Below are 26,785 nucleotides of genomic sequence, written 5' to 3'. Positions count from 1 at the left end.
CGCTGGGGGAGTGCTCGATGATCACCATTGCCATTGCCTGGTTCCTGCTCGGCCTGCTGTTGCTGGCGCTGGGTGGGGACTCCATCGTCAAGGCCGTGTCCGGCCTGGCCCAGCGCTTCGGGGCCAGCCCGTTTACTGCAGGGCTGTTGCTGCTCGGGGTGGCCACCTCGTTGCCAGAACTTGCCGTCAACGCGCGCGCGCTGGCAGTCGGCCAACCGGAGCTCGCACTGGGCAATGCGGTCGGCAGCAGCATCGTCAACCTGGGCTTGACCCTGGCGGTGGCGGCGATTGCCGCGCCCCTGCTGCTGCGCGCGCGCCTGCAGGCGGTGCTGTGGTGGTCGCTGCTGGCGGCCGGCATCCTGCTGATCCTGTTCGGGCTGGATGGTCGCCTGGCGCGCTGGGAAGGTGGCGTACTGGTGGCGGGCTTCATCGTCATGCAGGTGCTGCTGCTGCGCCGCGGCCGTGTCGAGAGCGTCGAGGTGCAGGCGGCCATCGCCGAATCCGCGCTGAGCCGCACCAGCCTGCCGTTGAACGTGCTGCGGGTGCTGATTGCTGCGCTGACCCTGTACTGGGGCGCGCGTCTGGTGGTGGGTGCCGCAGCGGACTTCGGTGCCGCGTTGGGCTGGACGCCGCTGCTGGTCGGCCTGCTGCCGGTGGCGATCGGCACCGCATTGCCCGAGGTCGCGACGGCCATCGCCGCCGCGCGTCGCGGTCACGGCCATATGGTGCTGGGCCACGTGCTGGGCTCCAGCGTGGTCAACCTGCTGCTGGTGATCGGTGCGATGGCGATGCTGCAGCCGTTGGCGTTGCCGGCCTCGTTCGTGCGCCTGGAACTGCCGGCGCTGCTGGCCTTCGCGCTGGTGCTGTACCCGATGCTGCGTGGCGACCTGAAGATCAGCCGCAGCGAAGGCGGGATCCTGCTGGTCGCGTTCGTCGGCTGGTTCGTGCTCGAACTGCTGCTGGTGGGCGCACCGGCGTTGTAGATCCACGCCATGCGTGGATGCGGTTGATTTCGTGCCGACCAACGGTCGGCACCCACCGGGCGTCACCCTGCCGGCCAGCGGCCGGCACTACCGATTCTGCGCGTGCTCTTCTTCCCGCACCGGTTCCGGCGGCGGCAACTGCTCTTCGGCGGCCGGTTCGTTGCCCGGCAGGCTGGGGCGGGTTTCCATCAGCAGCGACAGCGCGGCCTTGGCCATCATGTGGGCGCTGATCGGCGCGGTGATGAACAGGAACACGGTGATCAGCAGCTCGCGCGGCTGCGGGTCCTGGCCCAGGAAGATGTGGTAGCAGACCGAACACACCAGCACGCAGCCCACGCCCAGCGTGCTCGCCTTGGTCGGTGCATGCAGGCGCTTGAAGAAGGTGGACAGCTTCACCAGCCCCAGTGCGCCGACCAGGATGAAGAAGCAGCCGAACAGCAGCAGGATCGACAGGCCGATCTGGATCGCGGTGATCATTCGACGATGTCCCGGCGCAGCACGAACTTGCTCAGCACCACGGTGCTGCCGAAGCCGAGCATGGCGATGACCAGTGCGGCTTCGAAGTAGATCGCGGAGTTGAGGTACATGCCGAACAGCATCAGCTCGGCGATGGCGGTCACCGACAGGGTGTCCAGTGCGAGGATGCGGTCGGGCACGGTCGGACCGCGCAGCAGGCGCCAGGTGGCCAGCAGCATGGCCAGGCCGACCACGTGCATGCACACCACCAGCGTGGTCTGGATGATCTGGAATCCAGTCATGGGAAGATCTCCATCAACGGCGCCTCGTAGCGGCGCTTGATCGTATCGATCAGGTCCTGTGGGTCCTCCAGGTGCAGCACGTGCACCAGCAGGAACTTGCGGTCGTCGCTGAGCGCGGCCGAGACCGTGCCCGGGGTCAGGGTGATCATGCTGGTCAGCGCGGCGATGCCGTGGATGTTGGCGATGTCCAGCGGCAGCCAGATGAAACCGGGGTGGATGTTCTTCTCCGGGCCCAGTACCTGGATCGCCACGCGGATGTTGGACATCAGGATGTCCCACAGGGTCACGCACAGCAGCTTGGGCAACGGGCGCAGCGTGCCGATGCGGGCGAACTCGCGGTCCAGGCGCGCGGCGAACAGCGGCACCACCACGCCCAGCAGCAGGCCCAGCACGATCTGGCCGAGGGTGAAGCTGTCGGACATCAGCAGCCAGAACGCCACCACCATGATGCTGAGCATCGGCGAGGGAATCAGGCGACGGAACAGGGAGCGCTGGGCGGTCATGGCTGGCGGATCTCCGGCGTGGTCGCGCGCAGCTGCTGCACGTACTCGCTGGGTTGCAGCAGCTGTGCAGCGGTGGCGTCGGTGTAGCGCGTCAGCGGTGCAGCGGCCAGTGTCATGGCGATACCGTAGGCCAGCAGGATGCAGGCGGCGTACAGCTCGACCCGGCGCAGGCGTGCCTTGCGCGGCATCGGCGCTTCCGGATCGACAGGCGGCACGCGCCAGAACAGGCGGATGCCGCCGCGGGTCAGGCCCATGATCACCAGCAGGCTGCTGACCAGCACCGCGGTCCACACCGGCCCGGTGTACTGCGCCGGCATGCCCGCCAGCAGCGCGGCCTTGGCCAGGAAGCCGGACAGCGGCGGCAGGCCAGCCACCGACACCGCGCCGATCAGGAACAGCACCGCCGGCGTTTCCTTGCCCGGCATCGGTGCCACCACTTCCTTGCGGTCGCTGGCGCCACCACGGCGGCGGCGGATCAGGTCGGCAATCAGGAACAGCGCCGCCGCGACGAAGCTGCTGTGTGGCAGGTAGTACAGGCCGGCCGAGAGTACCTTCGGCGTGCCGACCGAGAAGGCGATGAACAGCGTGGCCGCCGACACGATCACCAGGTACGAGATCAGCACGCGCAGGCGGGTCGCGGCCAGGGCGCCGAGGCCACCCAGCACCAGCGTGGCCACGCCGGCCCACAGCAGCCAGTCGCGGCCGTAGCCGGCCATCGCGCCCGCGTCGTCGCCGAACCACAGCATCTGGATGCGCAGCACCGAATACAGGCCGACCTTGGTCATGATCGCGAACATCGCGGCCACGGCCGCCGGTGCACGCGAATAGGCTTCCGGCAGCCACAGGTACAGCGGCATCAGCGCAGCCTTGGCGCAGAACACCAGCAGCAACAGGCCCATCGTCGCCTTCACCAGGGTCAGCTGCGCCGGCGGCACCTCGGCGATGCGCTGCGACAACTCGGCCATGTTCAGCGAACCCAGCGACGCGTACAGCAGGCCCAGCGCGATCAGGAACAGGGTCGAGGCGGTGACGTTGAACACCACGTAGTGCAGGCCGATGCGCATGCGCAGGCCACGGCCGCCACTGAGCAGCAGGCCGTAGGAGGCGATCAGCATCACCTCGAAGAACACGAACAGGTTGAAGATGTCGCCGGTCAGGAACGCACCGTTGAGGCCGACCAGCTGGAACTGGAACAGCGCATGGAAGTGCGGTGCGCGGCGGTCCCAGCCCGAGCAGGCATGCAGCAGGCAGGGAATGGCCAGCAGCAGGGTGGTCAGCAGCATCCATGCCGACAGGCGGTCGGCCACCAGCGCGATGCCCAGCCGCGACGGCCAGTCGCCGAGCAGGTAGACGTTGATGTCACCGCCTGCGGTCGACGCGAACAGCAGGCCCACTGCCAGTGCCAGCGCCGACAGTGCGGTCCAGGCCACCGCGCGCTGCACCCTGGGGCCATAGCGGCGGTGTTCGACGAACAGCGACAGCGCGGCACCCAGCAGCGGAATCAGGATCGGCAGGATCACCAGGTGGTTCATGCGCGGTCCTCGCCCTGGCGCGGCGGCATGCGTTCATCCTGCAGGTCGTCATCCGGCTCGTGGGCGTCCACGTGGTCGCTGTGGTTGTCACTGCGGCTGCGCATCGCCAGCACGATGCTTACGGCGGTCATCGCGAAGGCGATCACGATGGCGGTCAGCACCAGCGCCTGCGGCAGCGGATCGGTGTAGTTGCCGAGGTGGCTGTCCACGCCCTCCTGCAGCACCGGCGCCTTGCCCAGCACCACGCGGCCGCCGGCGAAGATCAGCAGGTTGGTGGCGTAGGACAGGAAGGTCATGCCGAGGATCACATCGAAGCTGCGCGCACGCAGCAGCAGGTAGATGCCGATGGCGGTCAGCACGCCGATTGCGGTAGCCAGGGCCAGTTCCATCAGTGCATCTCCCCGGTGCGTGCCGAACGACGTTGCAGGTCGATCTCGCCCTTGCGCGCGGTGCGGGTACGAGAGGGTTTCACGGTGGCCATCATCGACAGCATCAGCATCGCGCCACCGAACACCACCAGATAGACGCCGATATCGAAGCCGATCGCGCTGGCCAGCGGCACGTCGCCGATCAACGGCAGGTGCAGGTCGAGGTGGCCGCTGGTCAGGAACGGCACGCCGAACAGCATCGAAGCGCTGCCGCTGAGGATGGCGATCAGCAGGCCCATGCCGATGCAGCGGATGTAGTCGAAGCCGAAGCGCGATTCCACCGATGCGGTGCCCTGGATCACGTACTGGATCAGCAGCGGCACCGCCAGCACCAGGCCGGCGATGAAGCCACCGCCGGGCGCATTGTGGCCGCGCAGGAACAGGAAGATCGACACGGTCAGGGTCAGCGGGAACATGATCTGCGCCAGGTCGGCCGGCACCGGCAGCTTGATCGGCGGGCCGGGCATGATCTGCTCCGGTGCCATCCGCGTGCGCCGCAGCAGGGCATGGACCACCAGCGCGGCGATGCCGAACACGGTGATCTCGCCGAAGGTATCGAAGCCGCGGAAGTCGACCAGGATCACGTTGACCACGTTCTGGCCATAGGCCTCGGGCAGGGCGCGGGCGAGCAGCTCGCCGGCCATCGTGTTCGGCGGCAGTGTCATCGCGGAATAGGCCAGCGCGCCAAGCCCGGCGCCGGCGATGATCGCGATCACCGCGTCACGGCGCTTGCGCCAGCGCGGCCGTTCCGGCCCGGACTGCGCGGGCAGGTAGTTCATGCCCAGCAGCATCAGCACCAGGGTCACCATCTCCACCAGCAGCTGGGTCAGGGCCAGGTCGGGCGCGGACAGGAACACGAAGGTCAGCGCCACCATCAGGCCGACGCCACCGACCAGCAGCACCGCCAGCAGGCGCTGCTTGTAGACGCGCAGGGTGGCGACCGCGCAGGCCATCATCACCAGCCACAGTGCCCAGCCCAGCAGCGGAATCGGCTGCGGTGCGGTCCAGTTCGGGGAGGCCGGGTTGGCCACGAATGGCGCCGCGGCGACCACGATTGCCACCAGCACCAGGCCCAGCAGCATGCGCTGCAGGCTGCCATTGGCGATGCCGTTGGTCAGGCGCATGGCCAGCGCGGAAACCGCATCCAGCTGCGCATGGAAGACGTTGCGGCCGGTGCTGACGTTGGTTACGCCGTGCAGGTTGATCAGCTTGCGCAACCCAAAGTACAGCGCCACGCCCCCGACCACGCCGATCGCACTCATCGCCAGCGGCAGGTTGAAGCCGTGCCATACCGCCAGGCTGTACTCGGGCATGGCATTGCCGAGGATCGAGGCCGCGGCGGCATGCAGCACCGGCGCCACGGTCAACGCCGGCGCCACGCCCACCGCAATGCAGATCACCACCAGCAGTTCCACCGGCACCTTCATCCAGCGCGGCGGCTCATGCGGCACGCGGTCGAGCTCGTGCGGGCCGGGGCCGAAGAAGGTGTCGTGCACGAAGCGCAGGCTGTAGGCCACGCCGAACACACCGGCCAGCAGCGCGGCGATCGATACGGCTGCGCGCATGATGCCCGGGCCGCCCGCGGTAATGGCTTCGGCGAACAGCATTTCCTTGGACAGGAAACCGTTGAGCAACGGGATGCCGGCCATCGCCAGCGAGGCGATGATCGCCAGCGCGCTGGTGAACGGCATCAGCCTGCGCAGGCCGCCCAGCTTGCGCATGTCACGGGTGCCGGTCTCATGGTCGATGATGCCGGCGGCCATGAACAGCGAGGCCTTGAAGGTGGCGTGGTTGAGGATGTGGAACACGCCGGCCACCACCGCCATCGGCGTGGACAGGCCGAACAGCAGGGTGATCAGGCCCAGGTGGGAAATGGTCGAGTACGCCAGCAGGCCTTTCAGGTCGTGCTGGAAGATCGCATTCCAGGCACCGATCAGCAGGGTCAGCGCGCCGACGCCGCTGACCGTGTAGAAGAACAGGTCGCTGCCGGCCAGTGCCGGATGCAGCCGCGCCAGCAGGAATACGCCGGCCTTCACCATGGTGGCCGAGTGCAGGTAGGCCGAGACCGGGGTCGGCGCCGCCATCGCGTGCGGCAGCCAGAAGTGGAACGGGAACTGCGCGCTCTTGGTGAAGATGCCGGCCAGCACCAGGAACAGGGCGTAGGGGTACAGCGCGCTGGCGCGGATCTGCTCGCCGGCGGCCAGTACCACGTCCAGGTCGAAGCTGCCGACGATGCGGCCGATCAGCAGCACGCCACCGAGCAGGGCCAGGCCACCGCCGCCGGTGATGACCAGCGCCATGCGAGCGCCTTCGCGGGCGTCCTGGCGGTGCGACCAGAAGCCGATCAGCAGGAACGAGCTGATGCTGGTCATTTCCCAGAAGATCATCAGCAACAGCAGGTTGCCCGACAGCACCATGCCCAGCATGGCGCCCATGAACAGCAGCAGGTAGCAGTAGAAGCGGTGCGCGTTGTCCTGCTGGCTCAGGTAGTAGCGCGCATACAGCACCACCAGCGCACCGATGCCCAGCACCAGCCCGGCGAACATCCAGGCCAGCCCATCCAGGCGCAGGGTGAAGTCCAGGCCGATCTGCGGCAGCCAGGGCACCAGGGTGCGGACCACCTGGCCATCGAGTACCGACGGGGTCAGCCAAGCGAGGATGGCCAGCCCGCCCAACGGCGCCAGCGCCGCCAGCCAGGCAGCAGTCGAGCGCGAACTACGGGGGAAGGCCGCAACAGCCGCTGCCATCAGGAACGGCAGGGCCAGCAGCAGGGGCAGGCTGGGGAGCATGCAGGGAATCCATGATTCACGAGCAGGTCAGGGAGAATAACAGGCTGCGAAATGTCGCCGAAACCCATCGAACAGCGATCAATTGCATGTAACGTTCGCTGATTCATTTTTTCTGCGGCGCAACATTACCTTCCTGCATCACTTCCCGGGTTGCCCTCGGGGACACCCTACGCCCACGCAGGGAGACCGCAGGCCCTGTCGCACAGGGGCTGCCGTCGACGGGCGGGCGATGGGGAGCGGATCACCGGCGCAGGCTGGCAGGGCTCCCGTGGACTACGGGTGACGGAATCCGCCCGTTCAGGAAACGACGACCGCTGTCGCCTCCCGACAGGTCAATAGCGCCAGTCGAGCTTGCGGTAGAACTTGGCCATCACCCAGGCCGGCCCGATCAGCAGGTAGGTCAGGTCGGTCAGGAAGCTGGGCTTGCGGCCCTCGAACGTGTGGCCGATGAACTGCGCGATCCAGGCCACCACGAACACGCCCACTGCCAGCCAGCGCAGGGCTTGGATGCCGATCTCGGCCTCCAGCAGCCGGCACAGGCAGCCGAACACGAAGAACTGGATGAGCATGCCGATGCCCAGCGGGCGCGACAGCTTGTTGTAGAAGCACCAGGCGCTGAACATCGCGAACGCCGACCAGATGCCGTACTGGAACCAGGTGATCAGCGGCGGCAGGCACCACAGCAGGGCCACCACCGACCACAGGATCGCCGGGACCGCCACCACGTGGATGCGCTGGTTGATCACATTGCGGTGGTCGTCGGAGTAGCTGGCGAAATAGCGGTCGATCGGCCGCGCAAGCTCGGTGGAGGTCTGCATGCGGCCAGCATACTCCCGCCGGAGCCGTCAGTAGAGCCAGGCCATGCCTGGCTGCAGGCTTGCGGGGTTTTGCCGGCCAGCCGCCGGCACTACCGCATTCAGAACGCCCCCCGGCCTTTCCGGCGGGGGGCGCAGGCGGATCAGTCGACGCTGATCCCGGCCAGGCGCTGCAGCGCCTCGGCGTACTTGGCGCGGGTGCGCTCGATGATCTCGGCCGGGATGGCCGGGCCCGGGGCGGTCTTGCCCCAGTCCAGCGTCTCCAGGTAATCACGTACGAACTGCTTGTCGTAGCTCGGCGGGCTGGTGCCCACTTCGTACTCGTCGGCCGGCCAGTAACGCGAGGAATCCGGCGTCAGCATCTCGTCCATGATGTACAGGCGGCCATCGGCGTCGGTACCGAACTCGAACTTGGTATCGGCCAGGATGATGCCGCGCTCGCGGGCGTAGTCTGCGGCGAACTTGTAGATGCGCAGGGTGGCGTCGCGCACGCGCTCGGCCAGGTCCGCGCCGACCTGCTTCACCATCGCATCGAAGTCGATGTTCTCGTCATGGTCGCCGACGGCGGCCTTGGTCGAGGGGGTGAAGATCGGCTCGGGCAGCTGTTCGGCCTGGCGCAGGCCGTCGGGCAGGTCGATGCCGCTGACCTTGCCGGTGCGCTGGTAGTCCTTCCAGCCGCTGCCGATCAGGTAGCCGCGGGCGATCGCTTCCACCGGCACCGGCTTCAGCTTGCGGGTGACCACTGCGCGCTTGGCGTACAGGGCCGGGTCCACGCCTTCGGGCAGCACGCTGGCCACGTCGATGCCGGTCAGGTGGTTGGGCATCAGGTGCGCGGTCTTGGCGAACCAGAAGTTGGAGACCTGGCAGAGCATCTCGCCCTTGCCCGGGATCGGGTCGGGCAGGACCACGTCGAACGCCGACAGGCGATCGGTGGCCACCATCAGCAGGTACTCGCCCGGCGGGGTTCCGGCTGGCAGCCGCTCGCGCGGGATATCGAACACATCACGCACCTTGCCGCGATGGCGCAAGGGCAGGCCGGGGAGATCGGATTGCAACAGCGTGGTTGGCACGGGCACTCCTGGGGCGTTGTCGATACGGCTGCTGCCCAACGGACCCGGCGGGCCCGCTGACCAGCGGGCGGCCTAGTGTAAAGCGGTCCGGGCCCGCTGTGACGTAAAATGAGCGTCCATTTCGTCGGTCGACCCCGGAGCGCCATGCGCTGGTACGGAAAACTGCTCGGATTCATCGCCGGCGCCCTGCTGTTCCGGCCCAATCCGCTGTTCGGCGCGGTAGTCGGCCTGTTGATCGGCCACGCCTTCGACTCGGACTGGTTCCGCCTGAACAAGGAGAACCCGTACCGGGAGCTGGGGCTGACCTCCGAAGCCACCGATGCCGAGGTCGAGCGCGCCTACCGCAAGCTGATCTCGCAGTACCACCCCGACAAGCTCGGCGGCGCCGCCCCCGAGCTGCAGCAGCAGGCCGAGCAGAAGTCGCGGCGGATCAATGCCGCCTACGACCGCATCAAGACCCTGCGCAAGCGCTGATTCCAGAGTCCCGCCTGCGGGCGGGAGAACCTTTTCCCCGTTCCGAAGGCCCCGGCCATGTCCAACTGCCTCATCGCCCCGTCCATCCTGTCCGCCAACTTCGCCCGCCTCGGCGAGGAAGTCGACAACGTCCTTGCCGCCGGCGCGGACTGGGTCCACTTCGACGTGATGGACAACCACTACGTGCCGAACCTGACCATCGGCCCGATGGTCTGCCAGGCGCTGCGCAAGCACGGCGTCACCGCGCCGATCGACGTGCACCTGATGGTCGAGCCGGTGGACCGCATCATCCCGGACTTCGCCGAGGCCGGTGCCACCTACATCAGCTTCCACCCGGAAGCGAGCCGCCACGTGCACCGCACCATCCAGCTGATCCGCTCGCTGGGCTGCAAGCCGGGCATCGTGCTCAATCCGGCCACCCCGGTGGACATCCTCGACTGGGTACTGGATGACCTGGACCTGGTGCTGCTGATGTCGGTAAACCCGGGCTTCGGCGGCCAGGCCTTCATTCCCTCGGCGCTGGACAAGCTGAAAGTGGTGCGCAAGATGATCGATGCCAGCGGCAAGGACATCCGCCTGGAGATCGACGGCGGCGTGAAGGCCGACAACATCGGCGAGATCGCCGCCGCCGGCGCCGACACCTTCGTCGCTGGTTCGGCCATCTTCAACGCCAAGACCAGCTACCAGGACGTGATCGCGCAGATGCGCGCCAACGTCGCTGCGGCGCGGGGCTGAGCCATGAGCACGGTGGCCGTGTTGAACATCCGCCCGGCCACCGTTGCCGATGCCGGCCTGATCCTGCATTTCATCCGAGAGCTGGCCATCTACGAGAGGGCCGAGCATTCGGTGCAGACCGACGAGATCGGCATCGCCGAAAGCCTGTTCGGTGCCGATGCCACGGCGCGCGCGCTGATCTGCGAAGCCGACGGCCAGGCCATTGGTTACGCCGTGTACTTCTACAACTACTCGACCTGGCTGGGCCGCAAGGGCATCTACCTGGAAGACCTGTATGTCAGCCAGGAAAAGCGTGGTGTGGGCGCCGGCAAGGCGCTGCTGAAGTACATCGCACGCCAGGCCGTGGCCGAGGGTTGCGGTCGTTTCGAATGGTCGGTGCTGGACTGGAATACCCCGGCCATCGAGTTCTACACCGCCGCCGGCGCCACGCCGCAGGACGAGTGGACGGTGTATCGGTTGCAGGGCCAGGCGCTGCACGATTTCGCCAACGGTTGAGGCGAGTGCATCCACGCATGGCGTGGATCTACCCACCGGGTGGGTGCGAACCGCAGGCTAGTGGGTGTGAACCGCAACCCGGTGGGTGCGAACCTCGGTTCGCACTCCCAGCGCACCCCAAAAAAAAGCCACGCCAATCACTGGCGTGGCCTCGCTGCATGCGTGGGAGGCTGATCCTGCCTCCATCCATCGTCCCTGCTATGGCCTTCCATTCTCCAGCAGCTGAATGACACCTGCGTGACATTCACTGCGGACAAACAGCGCATTGCTAGCCTGTGCCGCCCCCTCCTGGAAGCTCCGCATGACCGCACCGCGCTGGCGCCTGATCCTCAATGGCAAATCCGCAGGCAACGAGGAACTGCGCGAGGCTGTCGGCCATTGGCGCGGGCAGGGCGTGCAGCTGGAGGTGCGGGTGACCTGGGAGGACGGTGACGCCGAGCGCTACGTCGCTGAGGCCATCGATCACGGCGTGGACGTGATCGTTGCCGCCGGTGGTGACGGCACGCTCAGCGCGGTGGCCGAAACCCTGGCACATCGCGAGGAAGCGGCGGATGCGTTGCCCTCGCTGGCGCTGATCCCGCTGGGGACCGCCAACGACTTCGCCACGGCTGCGGGTATTCCGACCGAGCCGAAGGCCGCTTTTGCGTTGATCGGACAGGCCACGCCGCATGCCATCGATCTGCTGCGCGTGGATGCCGATGGCACGCCCTGGTGGTGCGCGAATCTCGCCAGCGGTGGCTTCGGCACGCAGGTGACGGTGGAGACCGATGCCGGCTTGAAGAAGATGCTGGGCGGGCTGGCCTACGTGATCACCGGTATCGCCAAGCTGGGGCGGATCGAGCCGATCCATGCACGCCTGTCGGGTCCGGATTTCGCGTGGGAAGGCGACTTCATCGCGCTCGGCATCGGCAATGGCCGGCAGGCCGGCGGTGGCCAGCAGTTGTGCCCGCAGGCACTGATCGACGATGGGCTGCTGGATGTAACCGTACTTCCGGAGCTGGAGGGTGAAGTCACCGCTACGCTTGGCCAGATGCTGAAGTCCGGCACCCAGGCCGCGCTGGAACAGCTGGCGACGCGCGCGCGCCTGCCGTGGCTGCAGGTGGAATCCGAGCGCCCGTTGACGCTCAACCTGGACGGTGAACCGGTGCAGGCCCACCAGTTCCGCATCGCGTGCGTGCCGGGCAGGGTGAGGATGCATCTGCCGGCCGACTGCCCGTTGCTTGCCGGGGCCTCTGCTGCGAACGCCCCGGCGTAGCGCCGGTCTCTGCGCACGCCCCGGGCGTCCTGTGGTTCAGTTTCATAGGGTTCCCCTCCCGTCCAAGCTGCGATACAGTCAGGGGGTGTCCAGCCTGACGACCCCGCATACCCTTTCTTCCGCACGCCGTTGGTGGCGATGGTGGCCTGTTGCCGTCGTCCGTCCCCATAACGCTGTGTCCCGGAAGGAAAGTCGTCTTGAACTCGCACGCTCAGTTTCTGCTGCAGGCCGCTGAAGGCCACACCCATATTCCCGTCGTCCGTGAAGTGCTGTCCGACCTGGACACGCCGCTTTCGGTCTATCTGAAGCTCGCCGACGGCCCCAATACCTACCTGTTTGAATCCGTCGAAGGCGGCGAGCGCTTTGGTCGTTACTCGATCATTGGCCTGCCGGCGCGCCGCGTGTACGCCTTCCATGGCCACACGCTGACCGTGCGCGAAGACGGCCAGGTGGTGGACACCCGCGAGGTGGCCGACCCGTTCGCCGAAGTCGAGGCGCTGCGCAGCGCCCACTCGGTGCCCAAGCTGGACGGCCTGCCGGGCTTCACCGGCGGCCTGGTCGGCTGGTTCGGCTTCGAGTGCATCGGCTACATCGAACCGCGCCTGGCACCGCCGGCCGGTCGCGACGAACTGGGCACGCCGGACATCCTGCTGCTGGACTCCAACGAGCTGGCGGTGTTCGACAACCTCAAGGGCCGGCTGTACCTGATCGTGCATGCCGACCCGCGTGTCGAGGGTGCGTTCGAACAGGCGCAGGCGCGCCTGGATGCACTGACCGCGAAGCTGCGTGCACCGGGCGCCGGCTATCCGGCGCCGCTCAACAGTGACGTGCTGGACGAGTCCGATTTTGTTTCCGGGTTTACCCGCGAAGGCTTCGTCGATGCGGTCCAGCGCAGCAAGGAATACATCCGTGCCGGCGACATCTTCCAGGTGGTGCTCAGCCAGCGCCTGAGCGTGCCGTTCAAGGCGCGCCCGGTGGATGTGTACCGTGCGCTGCGTGCACTGAACCCGTCGCCCTACATGTATTTCCTCGATGTCGGCGACCTGCAGGTGGTCGGTTCCTCGCCGGAAATCCTGGTGCGCTTGCAGGACGGCGAAGTCACCGTGCGTCCGATCGCCGGCACCCGTCCGCGCGGTGCCACGCCCGAGCTGGATCAGGCGCTGGAAGCCGAACTGCTGGCCGATCCGAAGGAACGCGCCGAGCACCTGATGCTGATCGACCTCGGCCGCAACGACGCCGGCCGCGTATCGAAGGCCGGCACCGTGGAAGTGGGCGAGCAGTTCGTGATCGAACGTTACAGCCACGTCATGCACATCGTCAGCGAAGTGAGCGGGCAGCTGCAGCCGGGCCTGAGCTATGCCGACGTGCTGCGTGCCACCTTCCCGGCGGGTACGGTCAGCGGCGCGCCGAAGATCCGCGCGCTGGAAGTGATCCGTGAGCTGGAACCGATCAAGCGCAATGTCTACGCCGGCAGCATCGGCTACATCGGCTGGCATGGCGATGCCGATACCGCGATCGCGATCCGCACCGCGGTGATCAAGGATGGCCGCCTGTATGTGCAGGCCGGCGCCGGCATCGTCTACGACTCGGACCCGGACAAGGAATGGGACGAGACGATGAACAAGGGCCGCGCGCTGTTCCGCGCCGTCGCCCAGGCCGCCAAGGGCCTGTGATTCTCCCCGTGCCGTGGCCTGCGCCGCGGCACCCTCCGCTGTTCCCAATCAAGACAAGGAGTACCGCATGAAGCTGCTGAGCGCATTGCTGTGGTCGTCACTGCTGGCCACGATGGCCCCGTCTGCGTGGGCGCAGGCCAACACCATTCCCTCGCAGCCGCATCTGCTGGTGAAGGGGGAGGCGCGCCGCGTGGTGATGCCGGACCGGTTCGGCCTGCAGTTGAACATCGAAGAGACCGACATGGACGCCGACGCGGCGCGGCGCCGCGTGCAGGACAACGTTGCCCGCGCGCTGGCGCTGTTCAAGCAGAACAAGGCGGTGGAGGGCAGCGTGCGTGCGGACAACCTGCGGATCGGCCCGGCGACGCGCTACGAGCAGAACCGGCAGGTCTTCATCGGCACCCGCGTGTCGCGCCAGCTGCGTGCCAGTTTCGCCAGCGTGAAGGCGATGCAGGACGTGCTGGGCGCGCTGAAGGCCAACGAGAACGTGCAGGTCAGCAGCGTGGCCCCGACCTACTCGGGTGAAGTGGCACTGCGCCGCGAGCTCAAGGGCGAGGCGGCAGCCCAGACCCGCGACTCCGCGCAGGGCCTGGCCAAGGCCTACGGCACCCAGCTGCGCGGTCTGTACAGCATTTCCGACGTGGCGCCGAACTTCGCCTATGGCATCCAGGCGGGCAGTTGGCCCAGCAGTGGGGATCTGGTGACGCCGCCCTCGCCGCCCGCGCCCGAGGCACCGATGAACAGCATCGAGACCACGGGCTCCCGCCTGCGCGAGTCGGTGGAAGCCGGCCCCATCACCTACACCGAAAACGTATACGCCATTTTCCTGATAAGCGACGGAACCTGACCATGTTGTGGATGATCGACAACTACGACAGCTTCACCTACAACCTCGTGCAGTACTTGCAGACGCTGGGCGCCGAGGTGAAGGTGGTGCGCAACGATGCGATGAGCGTGGACGAGATCGCCGCGCAGAAGCCCGAGCGCATCGTCATCTCGCCTGGCCCCTGCACGCCCAACGAAGCGGGAGTGTCGCTGGAACTTATCCAGCGCCTCGGCCCAACCACGCCGATCCTCGGCGTGTGCCTGGGCCACCAGGGCATCGGCCAGGTCTATGGCGGCACGGTCATCCGTGCCGGCAACATCATGCACGGCAAGACCTCGCCGATCCGCCATGAAGGCAAGGGCGTGTTCGCCGGCCTGCCGGACCGCTACCAGGCCACCCGCTACCACTCGCTGGTGGTGGACAAGAACAGCCTGCCCGACGCGCTGGAAGTGACCGCCTGGACCGAGAACGACGACGGCTCGATCGAAGAGATCATGGGCCTGCGCCACCGCCAGTTCCCGGTGGAAGGCGTGCAGTTCCATCCCGAATCCATCCTCACCGAACACGGCCACGCCCTGCTGCGCAATTTCCTGCAGCGCCCGGCGGCCTGATCCAAGGAGCATTCCCATGAGCTTCTCCCCCCAGGAAGCCCTGCAACGCACCATCGAGCACCGCGAAATCTTCTTCGACGAGATGGTCGACCTGATGCGGCAGATCATGCGCGGCGACGTGTCGCCGATGATGACCGCCGCCATCCTCACCGGCCTGCGCGTGAAGAAGGAAACCATCGACGAGATTGCCGCTGCGGCCACGGTCATGCGTGAATTCGCGCTGGCGGTGCCGGTGGCCGATACCACCCACCTGGTCGACATCGTCGGCACCGGTGGCGATGGTTCGCACACCTTCAACATCTCCACCTGCGCGATGTTCGTCGCCGCCGCGGCCGGTGCGCGCGTGGCCAAGCACGGCAACCGCAGCGTGTCGTCCAAGTCCGGCAGCGCCGATGCAGTCGAAGCGCTGGGCGCGGCCATCGAGCTGCAGCCGGCGCAGGTGGCCGCGGCCATCGAACAGACCGGCATCGGCTTCATGTTCGCGCCGATCCATCACCCGTCGATGAAGGTGGTCGCGCCGGTACGCCGCGAGATGGGCGTGCGCACCATCTTCAACATCCTCGGCCCGCTGACCAATCCGGCCAGCGCGCCGTCGGTGCTGATGGGCGTGTTCCATCCCGATCTGGTGGGCATCCAGGCGCGGGTGCTGCGCGAGCTGGGCACCGAGCGCGCCATGGTGGTCTGGGGCCGCGACAACATGGACGAGATCTCGCTGGGTGCCGGCACCCTGGTAGGCGAGCTGCGTGATGGCAAGGTACGCGAGTACGAGATCCACCCGGAAGACTTCGGCATCGCCATGTCGGCCAGCCGCAACCTGCGCGTGGAGAGCCCGGAGCAGTCCATCGCGATGCTGCGCGCGGTGCTGGACAACGAGCCCGGCCCGGCGCTGGACATCGTGGCGCTCAATGCCGGCGCCGCCCTGTACGTGGCCGGCGTGGCCAGCGACATCGGCGACGGCCTGGCCCGCGCCCGTGCCGCCATTGCCAATGGCAGTGCCCGCCAGCGCCTGCAGCAGTATGTGGAGACCACCCGCGCGCTGGTTGCCTGAGCGCGCGGTTCAGACTGACCCCCTCGATGGCCGATAATGGCCGTCCTCACCGCCCCCGCATTGAACCGACGACGATGAGCGACATCCTGCAGACGATCCTGGCCCGCAAGGCCGAAGAAGTGGCCCAGCGCCGCGCCCAGCGCCCGCTCGAGGAGCTGCAGGCCGCTCTGGCCAGCGCCCCGCCGGTACGTGGCTTCGTGCGCGCGCTGCAGGCGGCGGTGGCCAACGGCGACCCGGCGGTGATCGCCGAGGTGAAGAAGGCCAGCCCCTCCAAGGGCGTCATCCGCCCGGACTTTCGCCCGGCCGACATTGCCGTCAGCTATGAGTTCGGTGGCGCCAGCTGCCTGTCGGTGCTGACCGACGTCGACTTCTTCCAGGGCGCCGACGCCTACCTGCAGCAGGCGCGCGAAGCCTGCACGCTGCCGGTGCTGCGCAAGGACTTCGTCATCGACGCCTACCAGGTGTACGAGGCACGCGTGCTGGGCGCCGACTGCATCCTGCTGATCGTGGCGGCGCTGGACGACACCCAGCTGGCCACGCTGTCCGAACTGGCGCTGTCGCTGGGCATGGACGTGCTGGTGGAAGTGCACGACATCGACGAGCTGGAGCGCGCACTGCAGGTGCCGGCGCCGATGATCGGCATCAACAACCGCAACCTGCGCACCTTCGAGGTGTCGCTGCAGACCACGCTGGACATGCAGAACGCCGTGCCGCGTGACCGCCTGCTGGTCACCGAGAGCGGCATCCTCGGCCCGCAGGACGTGGCGCTGATGCGCGACGCCGGCATCCATGCGTTCCTGGTCGGCGAAGCCTTCATGCGCGTGGAAGAGCCGGGCGAGGGCCTGCGTCAGCTATTCTTCGCGGCATGACAACGCACTATCCAACGCCGCGCGGGGATGCGCCGCTGGTGGTCTTCGACTTCGACCACACCCTCTACGACGGCGATTCGGGCACCCATCTGTTCGCCTCGCTGATCAAGCGCAATCCGTTGCGCATGCTGGCGGCGCTGCTGGTCACGCCGATCGCCGGGCCGATGGTGGCGATGCTGCCGACCCGTCGTGCTGGCATTTCGGTCTATGTGTGGATCGGCAGCTTCGGCCTGCATCGCGCGCGTGACTTCAACAAGGTGATTGACGCCTATGTGCTGCGCAACGAGGCACAGATGCGCGCCAAGCTGCTGCCGCAGGCGCTGCAGGTGTTCGCTGCGCACCGCGCCAAGGGCGACCGTGTGGTGGTTGCCACCGGTGCGCCGCCGGAGCTGGCGCGCGCGATCCTGGCTTTCGTCGCCCACCAGGACGTGCCGGTGATCGGCACCGAGGTCGGCCCGCGGCTGGGCGGTGTCGGCCCGACCCGCCACTGCCACAACGAAGAGAAGATGCGCATGCTGCGCGAGCGCGGCTATGGCGACATCGACATCGCGTACTCCGACAGCACCGCCGATCTGCCGCTGCTGCTGGCCGCCAAGGCGCCAGTGGTGGTGAACCCGAAGCCGGGGCGGGTGGACTTCTTCCGCCGCGTGCTGCCGGCCGGCACCCGCATCCTCAACTGGGGTTGCGTGGACCGCGGTGGCGACAAGGCCTGACCCCATCGCACGATGACCGATCCGCCGGGCATGGCCCGGCGCTACCAGAGCGGAAAGGGTAGCGCCGGGCCATGCCCGACGAGCGGTCAGCGGTACAGGTACCCGTACACCGCATGGCCGATCTGGAACAGGCTGATGCCCAGTACCAGCACGCCGACGGCCACCAGCACCCAGCGCTCCTTCAGGCGCTTCACCAGCAGTGCGGCCACCGGTGCGGCCATCATGCCGCCGATCAGCAGGCCGGCCACGATCTGCAGGTGATGCAGCCCCATCGACAGCAGGAACGTTGCCGAAACCGTCAGGGTGACCACGAACTCGGCCGCATTCACCGTGCCGATGGTGGTGCGTGCCTGGCCGCCGCGTGCGAGCAGGGTGGAGGTGGCCACCGGCCCCCAGCCGCCCCCGCCGCTGGCATCCAGGAAGCCGGCCACGAAGCCCAGCACGGGCACCCGCTTGACCTCGCCCTTGGGCATCAGGCGGCCGGCGGCACGTGCCAGGATGATGATGGCCAGCACCAGCAGGTAGAGATAGATGAGCGGGCGGATCAGCTCGCCGGGCAGCTGGGTCAGGCCGTAGGCACCCACGGCACCGCCTACTGCGCCGGGCAGCGCCAGGCGCAGGAACAAGCGCTTATCGACATTGCCGGCGACCAGATGCGACACGCCGGAGGCGCCAGTGGTGAAGACCTCGGCGGTGTGGATGGCGGCGCTGGCCTGCGCGGGCGGAATGCCCATGGCCAGCATCACCGACGACGACACCAGGCCGAACGCCATGCCCAGTGCGCCGTCGACCAGCTGGGCGCCGAGGCCGATGAGGATGAACCACCAGAATGCGCTGCTCAGTTCCATGTACCGAGCCTAGCGCGCGAAGGAGTGCGGACCAAGGTCCGCACCCACCGGGTGCTCAACGGTCAACGGGTGCCGTACAGCACCACGGTCTTGCCGCGGGCATGCAGCAGGCCGTCGGTCTGCAGCTTCTTCAGCACGCGGCCGGCCATTTCACGCGAGCAGCCCACCAGGCGTGCCAGCTCCTGGCGGGAGACGCGCAGCTGGCTGCCCTGTGGATGGCTCATCGCCTCCGGTTCCTGCGCCAGGTCGTGCAGGGTGCGCACGATCCGGTCGGTAACGTCCAGGAATGCCAGGCGGCTGGCCTTGCGGCTGGTGTCGAGCAGGCGCTTGGAGATCTGCTGTCCCAGCGCGTACAGCAGGCGCGGGGCATCGGCCGACAGCGGGCCGAGGAACAGCTGGTGCAGGCGCTCGTAGCTGATTTCAGCCAGCTCGCAGGCGGTACGGGTCCGCAGGATCACCTCGCGGCGGTCCGATTCAACGAACAGGCCCATCTCGCCGACGAACTCGCCGGCACCGAAGTAGCCCAGCACAAGCTCGCGATCGTCATCTTCCTCGGCCATGATCGAAACCGAGCCGCTGATGACGTAATACAGGGTTCCCGCCGGGTCACCGGGTCGGAAGACGTCGGTACGGGTGGGATATCGCCGCCTGTGGCTGTGCGCCAGGAAACGATCGATTGTGGCGATATCCAGGGCCAGTGGACTGCTAGCTAGGCGCACGGTTGACACGATAGGGGCGCTCCCTCTGCGCATGAACGGATTCACGGGGTCGATAGCGGAGCTTAACCAGCGCAATTGTTAAGGGCAAACAGTGTGCCAGAACTCTTGCGTCTTCACGTTCCCCCCGAGGGCAGTTTGCCCCATAATTCCTCCTTTCCCTTCTTACACAGGAATCGACCGCCGTGGTCAAGCCGTTGCCTCGCCTGAGGCTGCAGGGTTTCAACAACCTCACCAAGGCGCTGAGCTTCAACATCTATGACGTGTGTTACGCGCGCACCGAAGAGGAGCGTCAGCGTTACATTGAATACATCGATGAAGAGTACAACGCCGACAGGCTGACTCAAATCTTGACCGATGTCGCCGAGATCATCGGCGCCAACATCCTGAACGTGGCCCGCCAGGACTACGACCCGCAGGGTGCCTCGGTGACCATCCTGATCTCCGAAGAACCGGTGATCGATAAGAAGCAGGCCGGCAAGGAGCTGATCTCCGACGCCGTGGTCGCGCACATGGACAAGAGCCACATCACCGTCCATACCTACCCGGAAACCCATCCGCAGGAAGGCATCGCGACGTTCCGCGCGGACATCGACGTGGCCACCTGTGGCGTCATTTCGCCGCTGAAGGCCCTGAACTACCTGATCGAGAGCCTGGAATCGGACATCGTGATCATGGACTACCGTGTCCGTGGCTTCACCCGCGATGTGAAGGGCAAGAAGCACTATATCGATCACAAGATCAACTCGATCCAGAACTTCCTGGCCAAGAACATCAAGTCGCGTTACGAGATGTTCGACGTCAACGTCTACCAGGAAAACATCTTCCACACGAAGATGCACCTGAAGGACTTCGACCTGGACCAGTACCTGTTCGAGGAAAAGGCCAAGAACCTGTCGTTCAAGGAACGCATGAAGATCGAAGCGCTGCTCAAGCGCGAGATCGAAGAGCTGTTCCACGGCCGGAACCTGTCCGAGTAAGCCCCATGCGCGATGCCTGCAGGCATCGCCGCCCAGGCGGGACGACCCGCCCCGTGGAACTGGTGTCGCGCGCGATATGGTTCCACGGTGATGTACCGACCCACGGCCCGGTGTGAAAACACCGGGCCGTTTCGTTTTTCTCAAAAAAGGTAAGGAGCCCCCACCCATGCCCTGGATTTACCTGCTGCTGGCCGGCCTGTTCGAGATCGGTTTCGCCCTCGGAATGAAGTACTCCGAAGGCTTCAGCAAACCCCTGCCCACCGTTGCCACGGTGGTGTCCGCCCTGATCAGCCTGTACCTGATGAGCCAGGCGATGAAGAGCATCCCGGTCGGCACCGCCTATGCGATCTGGACCGGCATCGGCGCCATGGGCGTGGCGGTGCTGGGCATCTATCTGTTCAACGACAGTGCGTCGCCGGCCCGCCTGGCCTGCGTGGGCCTGATCGTGGCCGGCGTGATCGGCCTGAAGCTGGTCTCGCCGAACTAAGGCGGCCCGACGGCCCGACCAACGGTCGGACCCCACCACCGGGCCCCACCGCACCTCCTGGTAGGCCCGCACCGTTGGTGCGGGCAAACCCATCAAATGCGGTACGCGATGGCCTTCATCACCTTGGAAGCCAGCGCCATCGCGCCCGGGATCGGGAACGGCAGGCGGCGTGCGCCGGCCTGCTCGGCGTGCTCCGCATGGCGGGCTTCGTCTTCCTTCATCACCTCGATGACCGCACGGCTGCGCAGGTCGCCGGCCGGCAGATCGACCAGATGCTCGTCCAGGTGGGCTTCCACCTGGCGCTCGGTTTCGACCACGAAGCCCAGGTTCCAGCCGTCGCCGCGCAGCCCGGCCAGGGTGCCGATGGTGTAGCTGCCCGCGTACCACAGCGGATTGAACAGGCTGGGGCGGCTGTCCAGTTCACCCAGCCGGGTCGCGCACCAGGCCAGGTGATCGGTCTCTTCCTGGGCCGCCTCCAGCAGGTGTTCACGGGTGGCCGGGTCGCGGGCCACGGCCGCCTGGCCGAAGTACAGGCCCTGTGCGCAGACCTCGCCGACATGGTTGATCCGCATGAGGCCCGCCGCATGTCGGCGCTCGGCGTTGTCCATGCCCGGCTCGCCGGTGTCCGCAGCCGGGTAGGGGCGGGCCGCCGGTGGGTTGCCGAACACCGTGTCCAGGGCGCGCTGCGCTTCGGTCAGCAGGTGGTCCAGCGGGGTGGTCTGGCGGAGCACGGTCATGGCGGTACGTGGCGGGGCGGAAGACCCGCCGATTCTCGCCCGCCCCCGTCCCCCTGCCAACCCGGGGCAGGGCCAGCTTGCACCGGGGGCTTGACCTGCGTACAATCCCGCCTCTTACGCTTCACCTTTCACAACGCGTGGCAGAGTTCCGGCGAGTCGTTCGCCGCAATGAGCCCGACCTAACCTAGAGTTCTTCATGAGCACTTTCACTGCCAAGAACGAGACCGTCCAGCGCGACTGGTACCTCGTCGACGCCGAGGGCAAGACCCTGGGCCGTCTCGCCACCGAGCTGGCCCGCCGTCTGCGCGGCAAGCACAAGCCGGTCTACACCCCCCACGTTGATACCGGCGACTACCTGGTCGTCATCAATGCAGAAAAGATTGCCGTCACCGGCAAGAAGCTGCAGGACAAGATGTATCACCGTTTCACCGGCTACATCGGCAACCTGAAGACCGAGTCCCTGGCCCAGGCGCTGGAGCGCCACCCGGAGCGCGTGATCGAGATCGCCGTCAAGGGCATGCTGCCGAAGGGCCCGCTGGGTCGCCAGATGTACCGCAAGCTCAAGGTCTACGCCGGCACTGAGCATCCGCACGCCGCACAGCAGCCGCAGGTTCTGGATATCTAATCATGGCTATCACTCAAAACTACGGCACTGGCCGCCGCAAGTCCTCCACCGCTCGCGTGTTCCTGCGCAAGGGTTCGGGCAACATCACCGTCAATGGTCGTCCGCTGGACGAGTTCTTCGGTCGTGAGACCGCGCGCATGATCGTGCGCCAGCCGCTCGAGCTGACCAAGAACACCGAAAGCTTCGACATCCTGGTCACCGCCGCTGGCGGCGGCACCACCGGCCAGGCCGGTGCGATCCGTCTGGGCATCGCCCGTGCTCTGGTCGAGTACGACGAAACCCTGAAGTCCGAGCTGCGCAAGGCTGGCTTCATGACCCGTGACGCCCGTGAAGTCGAGCGTAAGAAGGTCGGTCTGCACAAGGCCCGCCGCGCCACCCAGTTCTCCAAGCGCTGATTTACCGCGCCTGGTTGGGCTCCTCCGGGAGCCCGCTGGTTGGAAAAGCAAAAGCCCGGCTTTGGCCGGGCTTTTGTCGTTTCGGGGTCATGCATTTCCAGGTTGCCGGCCAGCGGACGGCACTACCCGGGGCGTCGCATGTCAGCAGGGTGGGATCGTGCAGAAAAGGATCCGACCCCGGGCTCCTCTCTGGAGAAGAGCCCCCTTGTTGCTCAAGGGGGCGCGCCGACAGGCGCGGGGATAAGGTGGAATGCGCGACCAAATTAAAAGCAAAAGGCCAGATCTTTCGACCTGGCCTTTTGCTTTTAATTTGGCTGCCCCGGATGGATTCGAACCACCGAATGCCTGAGTCAGAGTCAGGTGCCTTACCGCTTGGCGACGGGGCAAAACGTGCAACTATTTTCTCACTTTTCACACTGAAAAACAACTTGATTTTCAGTGTGGTGGCTATGGGTGGACTCGAACCACCGACCCCAGCATTATGAGTGCTGTGCTCTAACCGGCTGAGCTACATAGCCTTGGTGAGCCCGCTATTCTGCGGATGTGTATCGCCCCTGTCAACACTTTTGTGCCGTGCTTGTGGGCCGACAGAGGGCATGGGATAGTCCCGACCAGTAGATTTTTTAGGAGTCCGCATCGTGATCGATCCGGACGGCTATCGACCGAACGTCGGCATCGTGCTGATGCGGCAGGATGGTCAGGTGTTCTGGGCACGACGCGTGCGCCGGGATGGCTGGCAGTTCCCGCAGGGTGGCATGAATACCGACGAGACGCCTGTCGAGGCCATGTATCGTGAACTGCAGGAAGAGACCGGCCTGCTGCCTGAGCATGTGGAAGTGCTCGGGGCGACGCCCGGTTGGTTGCGCTACAAGCTGCCGGCGCGGGCCATCCGCCGCAACGAGCGGCAGGTCTGCATCGGCCAGAAGCAGGTCTGGTTCCTGCTGCGCCTGACCGGCGACGAATCCCACGTGACGCTGGACCACACCGACTCGCCCGAGTTCGACCACTGGCGCTGGGTGGACTTCTGGTACCCGGTGGAGCACGTGGTGATGTTCAAACGCGGCGTCTATGCGCGTGCCCTGCGACACCTGGCGCCACTGGCGCGCGGCGTGGCCGGACAGGGCGTCACCGCCATGCCCAAGAGCGCCGCCGAGGCCTGGATGCCGGGGCACACGGCCGGGCACGACCGCCCGCGCAAGCGCCCGCGCACCCGGGGCTACTGGCCGAAGAAGGCCACGGGCGACGGCCCGACCAGCTGACCGGCTGACCGGCTGAACGGTATCGAGAATGGTTCAGGTCTCTGATTGACAACCATTCTCGTTTCCATTGGAATAGCCAACAGGCCGCTTCTGGCCTGTCAGCCCGGTTCCCGCCTGTGTACGTCTGCATCTGCAACGGAGTCACCGACCACCAGATCCGCGAAGCCGCCACCCACGGCGTCAGCACGGTGGCCGAACTGACCATGCGTACAGGCTGTGGTGCCACCTGCGGTTCCTGCCTGGACATGGCCGGCGACCTGCTGGCCAAGGCACGTGCGACCCACGATCTGCCGCTGCCGGTATTGGGCCTGGCCCAGGTTGCCTGATCGCCTTTTCGCGGCGCGTTGACGCCGCGCTTTCGCATCCTTCATGTGCGGCCGCGCAGGCCAATGCGCACGATTCGCGTTCCTTCACGACCGCACGCAAGGCGTTAAAGTGCCTGCGTTTTCAGCGTGCAGGAGCACCCCCATGAAGGGCGACACCAAGGTCATCGAATTCCTCAACAAGGTCCTCTACAACGAGCTGACCGCGATCAACCAGTACTTCCTGCACGCCAAGATGCTGAAGAACTGGGGCATCAAGGAGCTGGCCGAACACGAGTACAAGGAATCGATCGACGAGATGAAGCATGCCGACATGCTTGCCGACCGCATCCTGTTCCTTGAAGGCCTGCCGAACTTCCAGGCGCTGGGCAAGCTGCGCATCGGCGAGAACCCGACCGAGATCCTGCAGTGCGACCTGTCGCTGGAACGCGATGGCGTGGTCACCCTGCGCGAGGCCGTGGCCTATTCCGATTCGGTTGGCGACTACGTCAGCCGCCAGCTGTTCGTGAAGATCCTCGACTCGGAAGAAGAGCACATCGACTGGCTGGAAACCCAGCTGGACCTGATCGAGCGCATCGGCGAGCCGAAGTACCTGCTCAGCAAGCTGGAAGAGTGAGTCAGCTGCCCTGGCCGGCGCGATGCTGTGCCAGGTAGCCCGTCAGCGCCACGCGCGCGCGGGCAAATTCCGCAACCAGCAGCGCCACTGCCACGGCGGGGCGCTGCAGGCTGCCGCTGCGGGCTTCATGCTCGATCCGCTGCGCGATCGCCGACAGCGACGACGCGCCCACGTTCGCACTCGATGATTTCAGGCTGTGCGCAACGGCCTGCAAGCGCGGCTCATCGCCGTTCTGCGCGGCCAGCTGCAACTGCTGCACCATCGCCGGCGCATCTTCAAGAAAGACCATGACGATCTGGGTGGCAGCGTCGCCGATCACCCCGTGCAGTTCATCCAGCACGTCGCGGTCGAGCACCGGTTTCGGCAGAGCCCCGACGCGGCTGTCATCGCCTTGTAGCGCCGAGCCCTGCTCGGTTGGCAGGACCCGACGGGCCACGTGTGTGTCGCCATCGAGCATGCTCGATGCTGCGACAACGCGCGATCGCTGCACCCAACGCTGCAGCAGCGCATGCAGCGTGGCGCGCGCGATCGGCTTGGACAGGTAATCGTCCATGCCCGCCTGCAGGCAGCGCTCGCGGTCACCGGCCATGGCATTGGCGGTCATTGCGATGATCGGCAGGCGCGCACGCCCGGTCTCCGCTTCTTCGGCGCGCCAACGGCGCGTGGCGGCGTAGCCGTCCAGCACTGGCATCTGGCAATCCATCAACACGATGTCCACGTCGCCTTCGCGGAGCGCGGTCAGTGCCTGCTCGCCATCGGCGGCGTTGCGCACCTCGCACTGGAACACCCGCAGCAGCTGTTCGGCCACCATCCTGTTGACCGTATTGTCCTCCACCAGCAGCACACGCAGATGCAACGGTGGCAGCGTGGCAGCCGGTTGCTCGTTGTCCGCGCTGGCCAGCAGCGCAGCGGGGCGGGCGTGGGCAACCGGTGCAGCCAGCAGTGCATGCAGGGCCGCATCGTCGAAGTGCGGGGGCAGCTGGCGCTGGCGCGGGCGTTGCGGAAGTGCGCCCTCCTGCAGCCAGAGCACCTGCAGTGCATCGTCGTCACCGCGATCACCCAGCGCCAGCTGCAGCGTAGCCTCACCGTTGCGGCGTGCGCGGGCATCGACCAGCAACCATGCCGGTGCCGGTTGTCCGGGCCGCGCAGGAGCGCGCAGGCGCTCGACCACGGCATCCAGCTGCGCCAGCACCTGCACCTGCAGCCCATGGTGGGCGGCGATGCGCTCGATGCGTGCCTGCAGCGTTGCATCGGCACTGAACAGCAGCAGCGGCGCCGGCGCGCGCGCCATCGCCGGCAGGTCGCCAGGGACCTTCAGCAGCGGGATCTCGAACCAGAATGTCGCGCCCTGGCCGGGCGTGGACTGCACGCCGATATGCCCGTGCATCAGGTCGATGATGCGCTTGCAGATGGCCAGGCCCAGACCGGTGCCGCCATAGATGCGGGTGGTGGATGCGTCGGCCTGGCTGAAGGACTGGAACAGGCGCGCCTGCAGCGCGTCGTCGATGCCGATGCCGGTATCGATGATCTCGAAGCGCAGCTGGTGCTGCGCGGCACCTTCGCCCAGGCGCAGCACGCGCAGCTGCACCTGGCCGCGGGCGGTGAACTTGATGGCGTTGGCCAGCAGGTTGCTCAGCACCTGGCGCAGGCGCACCGGGTCGCCGCGCACCGGCAGGCGCACCGATGGATCCAGTTGCAGGCCCAGGGCCAGGCCCTTGGCGTCTGCGGCCCGCTGCATCAGCTGCACCACGCCATCGAGCAGGTCGCGCAGGTTGAAGCTGGTGATCTCCAGTTCCAGCGCCTGCGCTTCCAGCCGGGAGTAGTCGAGGATGTCGTCGACGATGCGCAGCAGCTGCTGCGAGCTGGCCGAGGCGGTAGCCAGCATCTGCCGCTGGTCTTCGCCCAGCGGTCCGCGCGCGATCAGCTCCAGCATGGGCAGGATGCCGTTGAGCGGGGTGCGGATCTCGTGGCTCATCGTGGCCAGGAACTCGCCCTTGGCCAGTACGGCCGCCTCGGCGGCCTGCTTGGCCTGCAGCAGCTGTTGTTCCAGCTGCCCCTGGCGTTCGGTGGTATGGCGAAGCTGGTCGCGTTCGGCGGCCAGCGCACTGTAAGTGCGCTGCAGCTGCGCCAGCGCAAGGTTGCGCGCGCGCAGGCGCAGTCCCAGCAGCAACGCGATGGCGGCCGCAGCAAGGGCAACCAGCAGCACGCCCCACAGCGGCACG

The 26,785-nt window shown here is 66.7% G+C and carries 30 protein-coding genes and 2 tRNA genes; 18 read left to right on the top strand and 14 right to left on the bottom strand.

Going from position 1 to position 26,785, the window contains the following annotated elements:
* Positions 1 to 17: 17 nt before the first annotated feature.
* Entirely contained in the window at positions 18 to 983 is a 966-nt protein-coding gene (locus CCR98_RS19220) for a sodium:calcium antiporter (protein WP_087923842.1), read from the top strand.
* An 87-nt stretch (positions 984 to 1,070) separates the two neighbouring features.
* Here CCR98_RS19220 and CCR98_RS19215 read toward each other — a convergent pair whose 3' ends face one another.
* The 8 genes from CCR98_RS19215 to CCR98_RS19180 all read right to left on the bottom strand — a co-directional run bounded on the left by CCR98_RS19215 (position 1,071) and on the right by CCR98_RS19180 (position 8,878).
* On the bottom strand, positions 1,071 to 1,460 hold the full coding sequence (locus CCR98_RS19215) for a Na+/H+ antiporter subunit G (protein WP_049443927.1): 390 nt from the start codon (positions 1,458 to 1,460) through the stop codon (positions 1,071 to 1,073).
* A complete protein-coding gene (locus tag CCR98_RS19210) occupies positions 1,457 to 1,741 on the bottom strand; it encodes a K+/H+ antiporter subunit F (protein WP_006399171.1) in 285 nt (94 codons plus the stop codon). The genes CCR98_RS19215 and CCR98_RS19210 overlap by 4 nt, the downstream gene beginning before the upstream one ends.
* Positions 1,738 to 2,244, bottom strand: coding sequence for a Na+/H+ antiporter subunit E (locus CCR98_RS19205; protein WP_014038751.1), 507 nt, complete (start codon positions 2,242 to 2,244; stop codon positions 1,738 to 1,740). The genes CCR98_RS19210 and CCR98_RS19205 overlap by 4 nt, the downstream gene beginning before the upstream one ends.
* Complete coding sequence (locus CCR98_RS19200; protein WP_087923841.1) at positions 2,241 to 3,776, bottom strand: monovalent cation/H+ antiporter subunit D; 1,536 nt, start codon at positions 3,774 to 3,776, stop codon at positions 2,241 to 2,243. The genes CCR98_RS19205 and CCR98_RS19200 overlap by 4 nt, the downstream gene beginning before the upstream one ends.
* Complete coding sequence (locus CCR98_RS19195) at positions 3,773 to 4,165, bottom strand: Na+/H+ antiporter subunit C (RefSeq protein WP_049401674.1); 393 nt, start codon at positions 4,163 to 4,165, stop codon at positions 3,773 to 3,775. The genes CCR98_RS19200 and CCR98_RS19195 overlap by 4 nt, the downstream gene beginning before the upstream one ends.
* Positions 4,165 to 6,993, bottom strand: coding sequence for a monovalent cation/H+ antiporter subunit A (locus tag CCR98_RS19190; RefSeq protein ID WP_087923840.1), 2,829 nt, complete (start codon positions 6,991 to 6,993; stop codon positions 4,165 to 4,167). Before CCR98_RS19190 ends, CCR98_RS19195 begins: the two co-directional genes overlap by 1 nt.
* Positions 6,994 to 7,325: 332 nt before the next feature.
* Complete coding sequence (locus CCR98_RS19185) at positions 7,326 to 7,811, bottom strand: Mpo1-like protein (RefSeq protein ID WP_087923839.1); 486 nt, start codon at positions 7,809 to 7,811, stop codon at positions 7,326 to 7,328.
* Between the two features lie 140 nt (positions 7,812 to 7,951).
* Positions 7,952 to 8,878: a phosphoribosylaminoimidazolesuccinocarboxamide synthase gene (locus tag CCR98_RS19180; protein ID WP_198361035.1), complete on the bottom strand. Its 927-nt coding sequence runs from the start codon at positions 8,876 to 8,878 to the stop codon at positions 7,952 to 7,954.
* 144 nt (positions 8,879 to 9,022) lie between these two features.
* On the opposite strand from CCR98_RS19180, the gene CCR98_RS19175 reads away from it, so the two are divergent.
* The 10 genes from CCR98_RS19175 to CCR98_RS19130 all read left to right on the top strand — a co-directional run bounded on the left by CCR98_RS19175 (position 9,023) and on the right by CCR98_RS19130 (position 17,577).
* Positions 9,023 to 9,352, top strand: coding sequence for a DnaJ domain-containing protein (locus tag CCR98_RS19175; protein ID WP_005411327.1), 330 nt, complete (start codon positions 9,023 to 9,025; stop codon positions 9,350 to 9,352).
* 57 nt (positions 9,353 to 9,409) lie between these two features.
* Complete coding sequence (gene rpe / locus CCR98_RS19170) at positions 9,410 to 10,087, top strand: ribulose-phosphate 3-epimerase (protein ID WP_087923837.1); 678 nt, start codon at positions 9,410 to 9,412, stop codon at positions 10,085 to 10,087.
* Positions 10,088 to 10,099: 12 nt separating this feature from the next.
* Positions 10,100 to 10,582: a GNAT family N-acetyltransferase gene (locus CCR98_RS19165; protein WP_087924241.1), complete on the top strand. Its 483-nt coding sequence runs from the start codon at positions 10,100 to 10,102 to the stop codon at positions 10,580 to 10,582.
* Positions 10,583 to 10,883: 301 nt separating this feature from the next.
* Positions 10,884 to 11,837: a lipid kinase YegS gene (yegS, locus tag CCR98_RS19160; RefSeq protein WP_087923836.1), complete on the top strand. Its 954-nt coding sequence runs from the start codon at positions 10,884 to 10,886 to the stop codon at positions 11,835 to 11,837.
* A 197-nt stretch (positions 11,838 to 12,034) separates the two neighbouring features.
* Positions 12,035 to 13,510: an anthranilate synthase component I gene (gene trpE / locus CCR98_RS19155; protein WP_087923835.1), complete on the top strand. Its 1,476-nt coding sequence runs from the start codon at positions 12,035 to 12,037 to the stop codon at positions 13,508 to 13,510.
* A gap of 67 nt (positions 13,511 to 13,577) precedes the next feature.
* On the top strand, positions 13,578 to 14,357 hold the full coding sequence (locus CCR98_RS19150; RefSeq protein ID WP_087923834.1) for an SIMPL domain-containing protein: 780 nt from the start codon (positions 13,578 to 13,580) through the stop codon (positions 14,355 to 14,357).
* Between the two features lie 2 nt (positions 14,358 to 14,359).
* Entirely contained in the window at positions 14,360 to 14,947 is a 588-nt protein-coding gene (locus CCR98_RS19145; protein ID WP_087923833.1) for an aminodeoxychorismate/anthranilate synthase component II, read from the top strand.
* Positions 14,948 to 14,963: 16 nt separating this feature from the next.
* Complete coding sequence (gene trpD / locus CCR98_RS19140; protein ID WP_087923832.1) at positions 14,964 to 15,995, top strand: anthranilate phosphoribosyltransferase; 1,032 nt, start codon at positions 14,964 to 14,966, stop codon at positions 15,993 to 15,995.
* A 74-nt stretch (positions 15,996 to 16,069) separates the two neighbouring features.
* Positions 16,070 to 16,864: an indole-3-glycerol phosphate synthase TrpC gene (trpC, locus tag CCR98_RS19135; protein WP_014038737.1), complete on the top strand. Its 795-nt coding sequence runs from the start codon at positions 16,070 to 16,072 to the stop codon at positions 16,862 to 16,864.
* The gene (locus tag CCR98_RS19130) at positions 16,861 to 17,577 is read left to right on the top strand and encodes a haloacid dehalogenase-like hydrolase (protein ID WP_087923831.1); all 717 of its coding nucleotides are present in this window, start codon (positions 16,861 to 16,863) and stop codon (positions 17,575 to 17,577) included. Before trpC ends, CCR98_RS19130 begins: the two co-directional genes overlap by 4 nt.
* A gap of 86 nt (positions 17,578 to 17,663) precedes the next feature.
* Here the strand turns inward: CCR98_RS19130 and CCR98_RS19125 are convergent, their stop codons facing one another.
* Both CCR98_RS19125 and crp read right to left on the bottom strand, forming a co-directional pair.
* Complete coding sequence (locus CCR98_RS19125) at positions 17,664 to 18,425, bottom strand: sulfite exporter TauE/SafE family protein (RefSeq protein WP_087923830.1); 762 nt, start codon at positions 18,423 to 18,425, stop codon at positions 17,664 to 17,666.
* Positions 18,426 to 18,487: 62 nt separating this feature from the next.
* Positions 18,488 to 19,177, bottom strand: coding sequence for a cAMP-activated global transcriptional regulator CRP (gene crp, locus CCR98_RS19120; protein WP_010482649.1), 690 nt, complete (start codon positions 19,175 to 19,177; stop codon positions 18,488 to 18,490).
* A gap of 149 nt (positions 19,178 to 19,326) precedes the next feature.
* On the opposite strand from crp, the gene speD reads away from it, so the two are divergent.
* Together speD and sugE are read left to right on the top strand one after the other, a co-directional pair.
* Positions 19,327 to 20,121 carry an adenosylmethionine decarboxylase gene (speD, locus tag CCR98_RS19115; protein ID WP_006473908.1) on the top strand — a complete coding sequence of 265 codons (795 nt, stop codon included), beginning with the start codon at positions 19,327 to 19,329 and terminating at the stop codon, positions 20,119 to 20,121.
* A gap of 166 nt (positions 20,122 to 20,287) precedes the next feature.
* The gene (sugE, locus tag CCR98_RS19110; protein ID WP_005419816.1) at positions 20,288 to 20,608 is read left to right on the top strand and encodes a quaternary ammonium compound efflux SMR transporter SugE; all 321 of its coding nucleotides are present in this window, start codon (positions 20,288 to 20,290) and stop codon (positions 20,606 to 20,608) included.
* Between the two features lie 92 nt (positions 20,609 to 20,700).
* Here sugE and coq7 read toward each other — a convergent pair whose 3' ends face one another.
* On the bottom strand, positions 20,701 to 21,345 hold the full coding sequence (coq7, locus tag CCR98_RS19105; protein WP_087923829.1) for a 2-polyprenyl-3-methyl-6-methoxy-1,4-benzoquinone monooxygenase: 645 nt from the start codon (positions 21,343 to 21,345) through the stop codon (positions 20,701 to 20,703).
* Between the two features lie 196 nt (positions 21,346 to 21,541).
* Between coq7 and rplM the strand changes: the two genes are divergently transcribed.
* Together rplM and rpsI are read left to right on the top strand one after the other, a co-directional pair.
* Entirely contained in the window at positions 21,542 to 21,970 is a 429-nt protein-coding gene (gene rplM / locus CCR98_RS19100) for a 50S ribosomal protein L13 (RefSeq protein WP_005414692.1), read from the top strand.
* Between the two features lie 2 nt (positions 21,971 to 21,972).
* On the top strand, positions 21,973 to 22,365 hold the full coding sequence (gene rpsI / locus CCR98_RS19095) for a 30S ribosomal protein S9 (RefSeq protein WP_005411311.1): 393 nt from the start codon (positions 21,973 to 21,975) through the stop codon (positions 22,363 to 22,365).
* Between the two features lie 311 nt (positions 22,366 to 22,676).
* Here the strand turns inward: rpsI and CCR98_RS19090 are convergent.
* Together CCR98_RS19090 and CCR98_RS19085 are read right to left on the bottom strand one after the other, a co-directional pair.
* A tRNA-Gln gene (locus tag CCR98_RS19090) sits at positions 22,677 to 22,751 on the bottom strand.
* A gap of 55 nt (positions 22,752 to 22,806) precedes the next feature.
* Positions 22,807 to 22,883 (bottom strand) — tRNA-Met (locus tag CCR98_RS19085).
* A 120-nt stretch (positions 22,884 to 23,003) separates the two neighbouring features.
* Here CCR98_RS19085 and CCR98_RS19080 point away from each other — a divergent pair.
* The 3 genes from CCR98_RS19080 (at position 23,004) to bfr (ending at position 24,563) form a co-directional block, all read left to right on the top strand.
* Positions 23,004 to 23,624 (top strand): RNA pyrophosphohydrolase, encoded by a 621-nt coding sequence (locus tag CCR98_RS19080; RefSeq protein WP_087923828.1) that lies wholly within the window; start codon positions 23,004 to 23,006, stop codon positions 23,622 to 23,624.
* A 116-nt stretch (positions 23,625 to 23,740) separates the two neighbouring features.
* A complete protein-coding gene (locus CCR98_RS19075; protein WP_087923827.1) occupies positions 23,741 to 23,950 on the top strand; it encodes a bacterioferritin-associated ferredoxin in 210 nt (69 codons plus the stop codon).
* A 142-nt stretch (positions 23,951 to 24,092) separates the two neighbouring features.
* Positions 24,093 to 24,563, top strand: a complete 471-nt coding sequence (bfr, locus tag CCR98_RS19070) for a bacterioferritin (RefSeq protein ID WP_005419804.1) — start codon at positions 24,093 to 24,095, stop codon at positions 24,561 to 24,563.
* A gap of 1 nt (position 24,564) precedes the next feature.
* On the opposite strand, the gene CCR98_RS19065 is transcribed toward bfr, so the two are convergent.
* On the bottom strand, positions 24,565 to 26,784 hold the full coding sequence (locus CCR98_RS19065; protein ID WP_087923826.1) for an ATP-binding protein: 2,220 nt from the start codon (positions 26,782 to 26,784) through the stop codon (positions 24,565 to 24,567).
* Position 26,785: the final 1 nt, after the last annotated feature.

Source organism: Stenotrophomonas sp. WZN-1, from assembly GCF_002192255.1.
In the GTDB taxonomy this organism is placed as follows: Bacteria; Pseudomonadota; Gammaproteobacteria; order Xanthomonadales; family Xanthomonadaceae; genus Stenotrophomonas.
The sequence above is the reverse complement of the archived record's forward strand: the minus strand, read 5'-3'. Positions and strand labels throughout refer to the sequence as shown.

Excerpts from the sequence above, each read along its gene's own strand:
- CCR98_RS19145 (WP_087923833.1), top strand. The coding sequence starts at position 14,360 with ATGTTGTGGATGATCGACAACTACGACAGCTTCACCTACAACCTCGTG.
- CCR98_RS19200 (WP_087923841.1), bottom strand. The coding sequence starts at position 3,776 with ATGAACCACCTGGTGATCCTGCCGATCCTGATTCCGCTGCTGGGTGCC.
- bfr (WP_005419804.1), top strand. The coding sequence starts at position 24,093 with ATGAAGGGCGACACCAAGGTCATCGAATTCCTCAACAAGGTCCTCTAC.
- CCR98_RS19185 (WP_087923839.1), bottom strand. The coding sequence starts at position 7,811 with ATGCAGACCTCCACCGAGCTTGCGCGGCCGATCGACCGCTATTTCGCC.
- rpe (WP_087923837.1), top strand. The coding sequence starts at position 9,410 with ATGTCCAACTGCCTCATCGCCCCGTCCATCCTGTCCGCCAACTTCGCC.
- coq7 (WP_087923829.1), bottom strand. The coding sequence starts at position 21,345 with ATGACCGTGCTCCGCCAGACCACCCCGCTGGACCACCTGCTGACCGAA.
- trpD (WP_087923832.1), top strand. The coding sequence starts at position 14,964 with ATGAGCTTCTCCCCCCAGGAAGCCCTGCAACGCACCATCGAGCACCGC.
- CCR98_RS19195 (WP_049401674.1), bottom strand. The coding sequence starts at position 4,165 with ATGGAACTGGCCCTGGCTACCGCAATCGGCGTGCTGACCGCCATCGGC.
- CCR98_RS19125 (WP_087923830.1), bottom strand. The coding sequence starts at position 18,425 with ATGGAACTGAGCAGCGCATTCTGGTGGTTCATCCTCATCGGCCTCGGC.
- yegS (WP_087923836.1), top strand. The coding sequence starts at position 10,884 with ATGACCGCACCGCGCTGGCGCCTGATCCTCAATGGCAAATCCGCAGGC.
- rplM (WP_005414692.1), top strand. The coding sequence starts at position 21,542 with ATGAGCACTTTCACTGCCAAGAACGAGACCGTCCAGCGCGACTGGTAC.
- crp (WP_010482649.1), bottom strand. The coding sequence starts at position 19,177 with ATGCGCAGAGGGAGCGCCCCTATCGTGTCAACCGTGCGCCTAGCTAGC.
- CCR98_RS19190 (WP_087923840.1), bottom strand. The coding sequence starts at position 6,993 with ATGCTCCCCAGCCTGCCCCTGCTGCTGGCCCTGCCGTTCCTGATGGCA.
- CCR98_RS19210 (WP_006399171.1), bottom strand. The coding sequence starts at position 1,741 with ATGACTGGATTCCAGATCATCCAGACCACGCTGGTGGTGTGCATGCAC.
- CCR98_RS19220 (WP_087923842.1), top strand. The coding sequence starts at position 18 with ATGATCACCATTGCCATTGCCTGGTTCCTGCTCGGCCTGCTGTTGCTG.
- sugE (WP_005419816.1), top strand. The coding sequence starts at position 20,288 with ATGCCCTGGATTTACCTGCTGCTGGCCGGCCTGTTCGAGATCGGTTTC.
- rpsI (WP_005411311.1), top strand. The coding sequence starts at position 21,973 with ATGGCTATCACTCAAAACTACGGCACTGGCCGCCGCAAGTCCTCCACC.
- trpC (WP_014038737.1), top strand. The coding sequence starts at position 16,070 with ATGAGCGACATCCTGCAGACGATCCTGGCCCGCAAGGCCGAAGAAGTG.
- CCR98_RS19205 (WP_014038751.1), bottom strand. The coding sequence starts at position 2,244 with ATGACCGCCCAGCGCTCCCTGTTCCGTCGCCTGATTCCCTCGCCGATG.
- CCR98_RS19130 (WP_087923831.1), top strand. The coding sequence starts at position 16,861 with ATGACAACGCACTATCCAACGCCGCGCGGGGATGCGCCGCTGGTGGTC.
- CCR98_RS19175 (WP_005411327.1), top strand. The coding sequence starts at position 9,023 with ATGCGCTGGTACGGAAAACTGCTCGGATTCATCGCCGGCGCCCTGCTG.
- CCR98_RS19215 (WP_049443927.1), bottom strand. The coding sequence starts at position 1,460 with ATGATCACCGCGATCCAGATCGGCCTGTCGATCCTGCTGCTGTTCGGC.
- CCR98_RS19150 (WP_087923834.1), top strand. The coding sequence starts at position 13,578 with ATGAAGCTGCTGAGCGCATTGCTGTGGTCGTCACTGCTGGCCACGATG.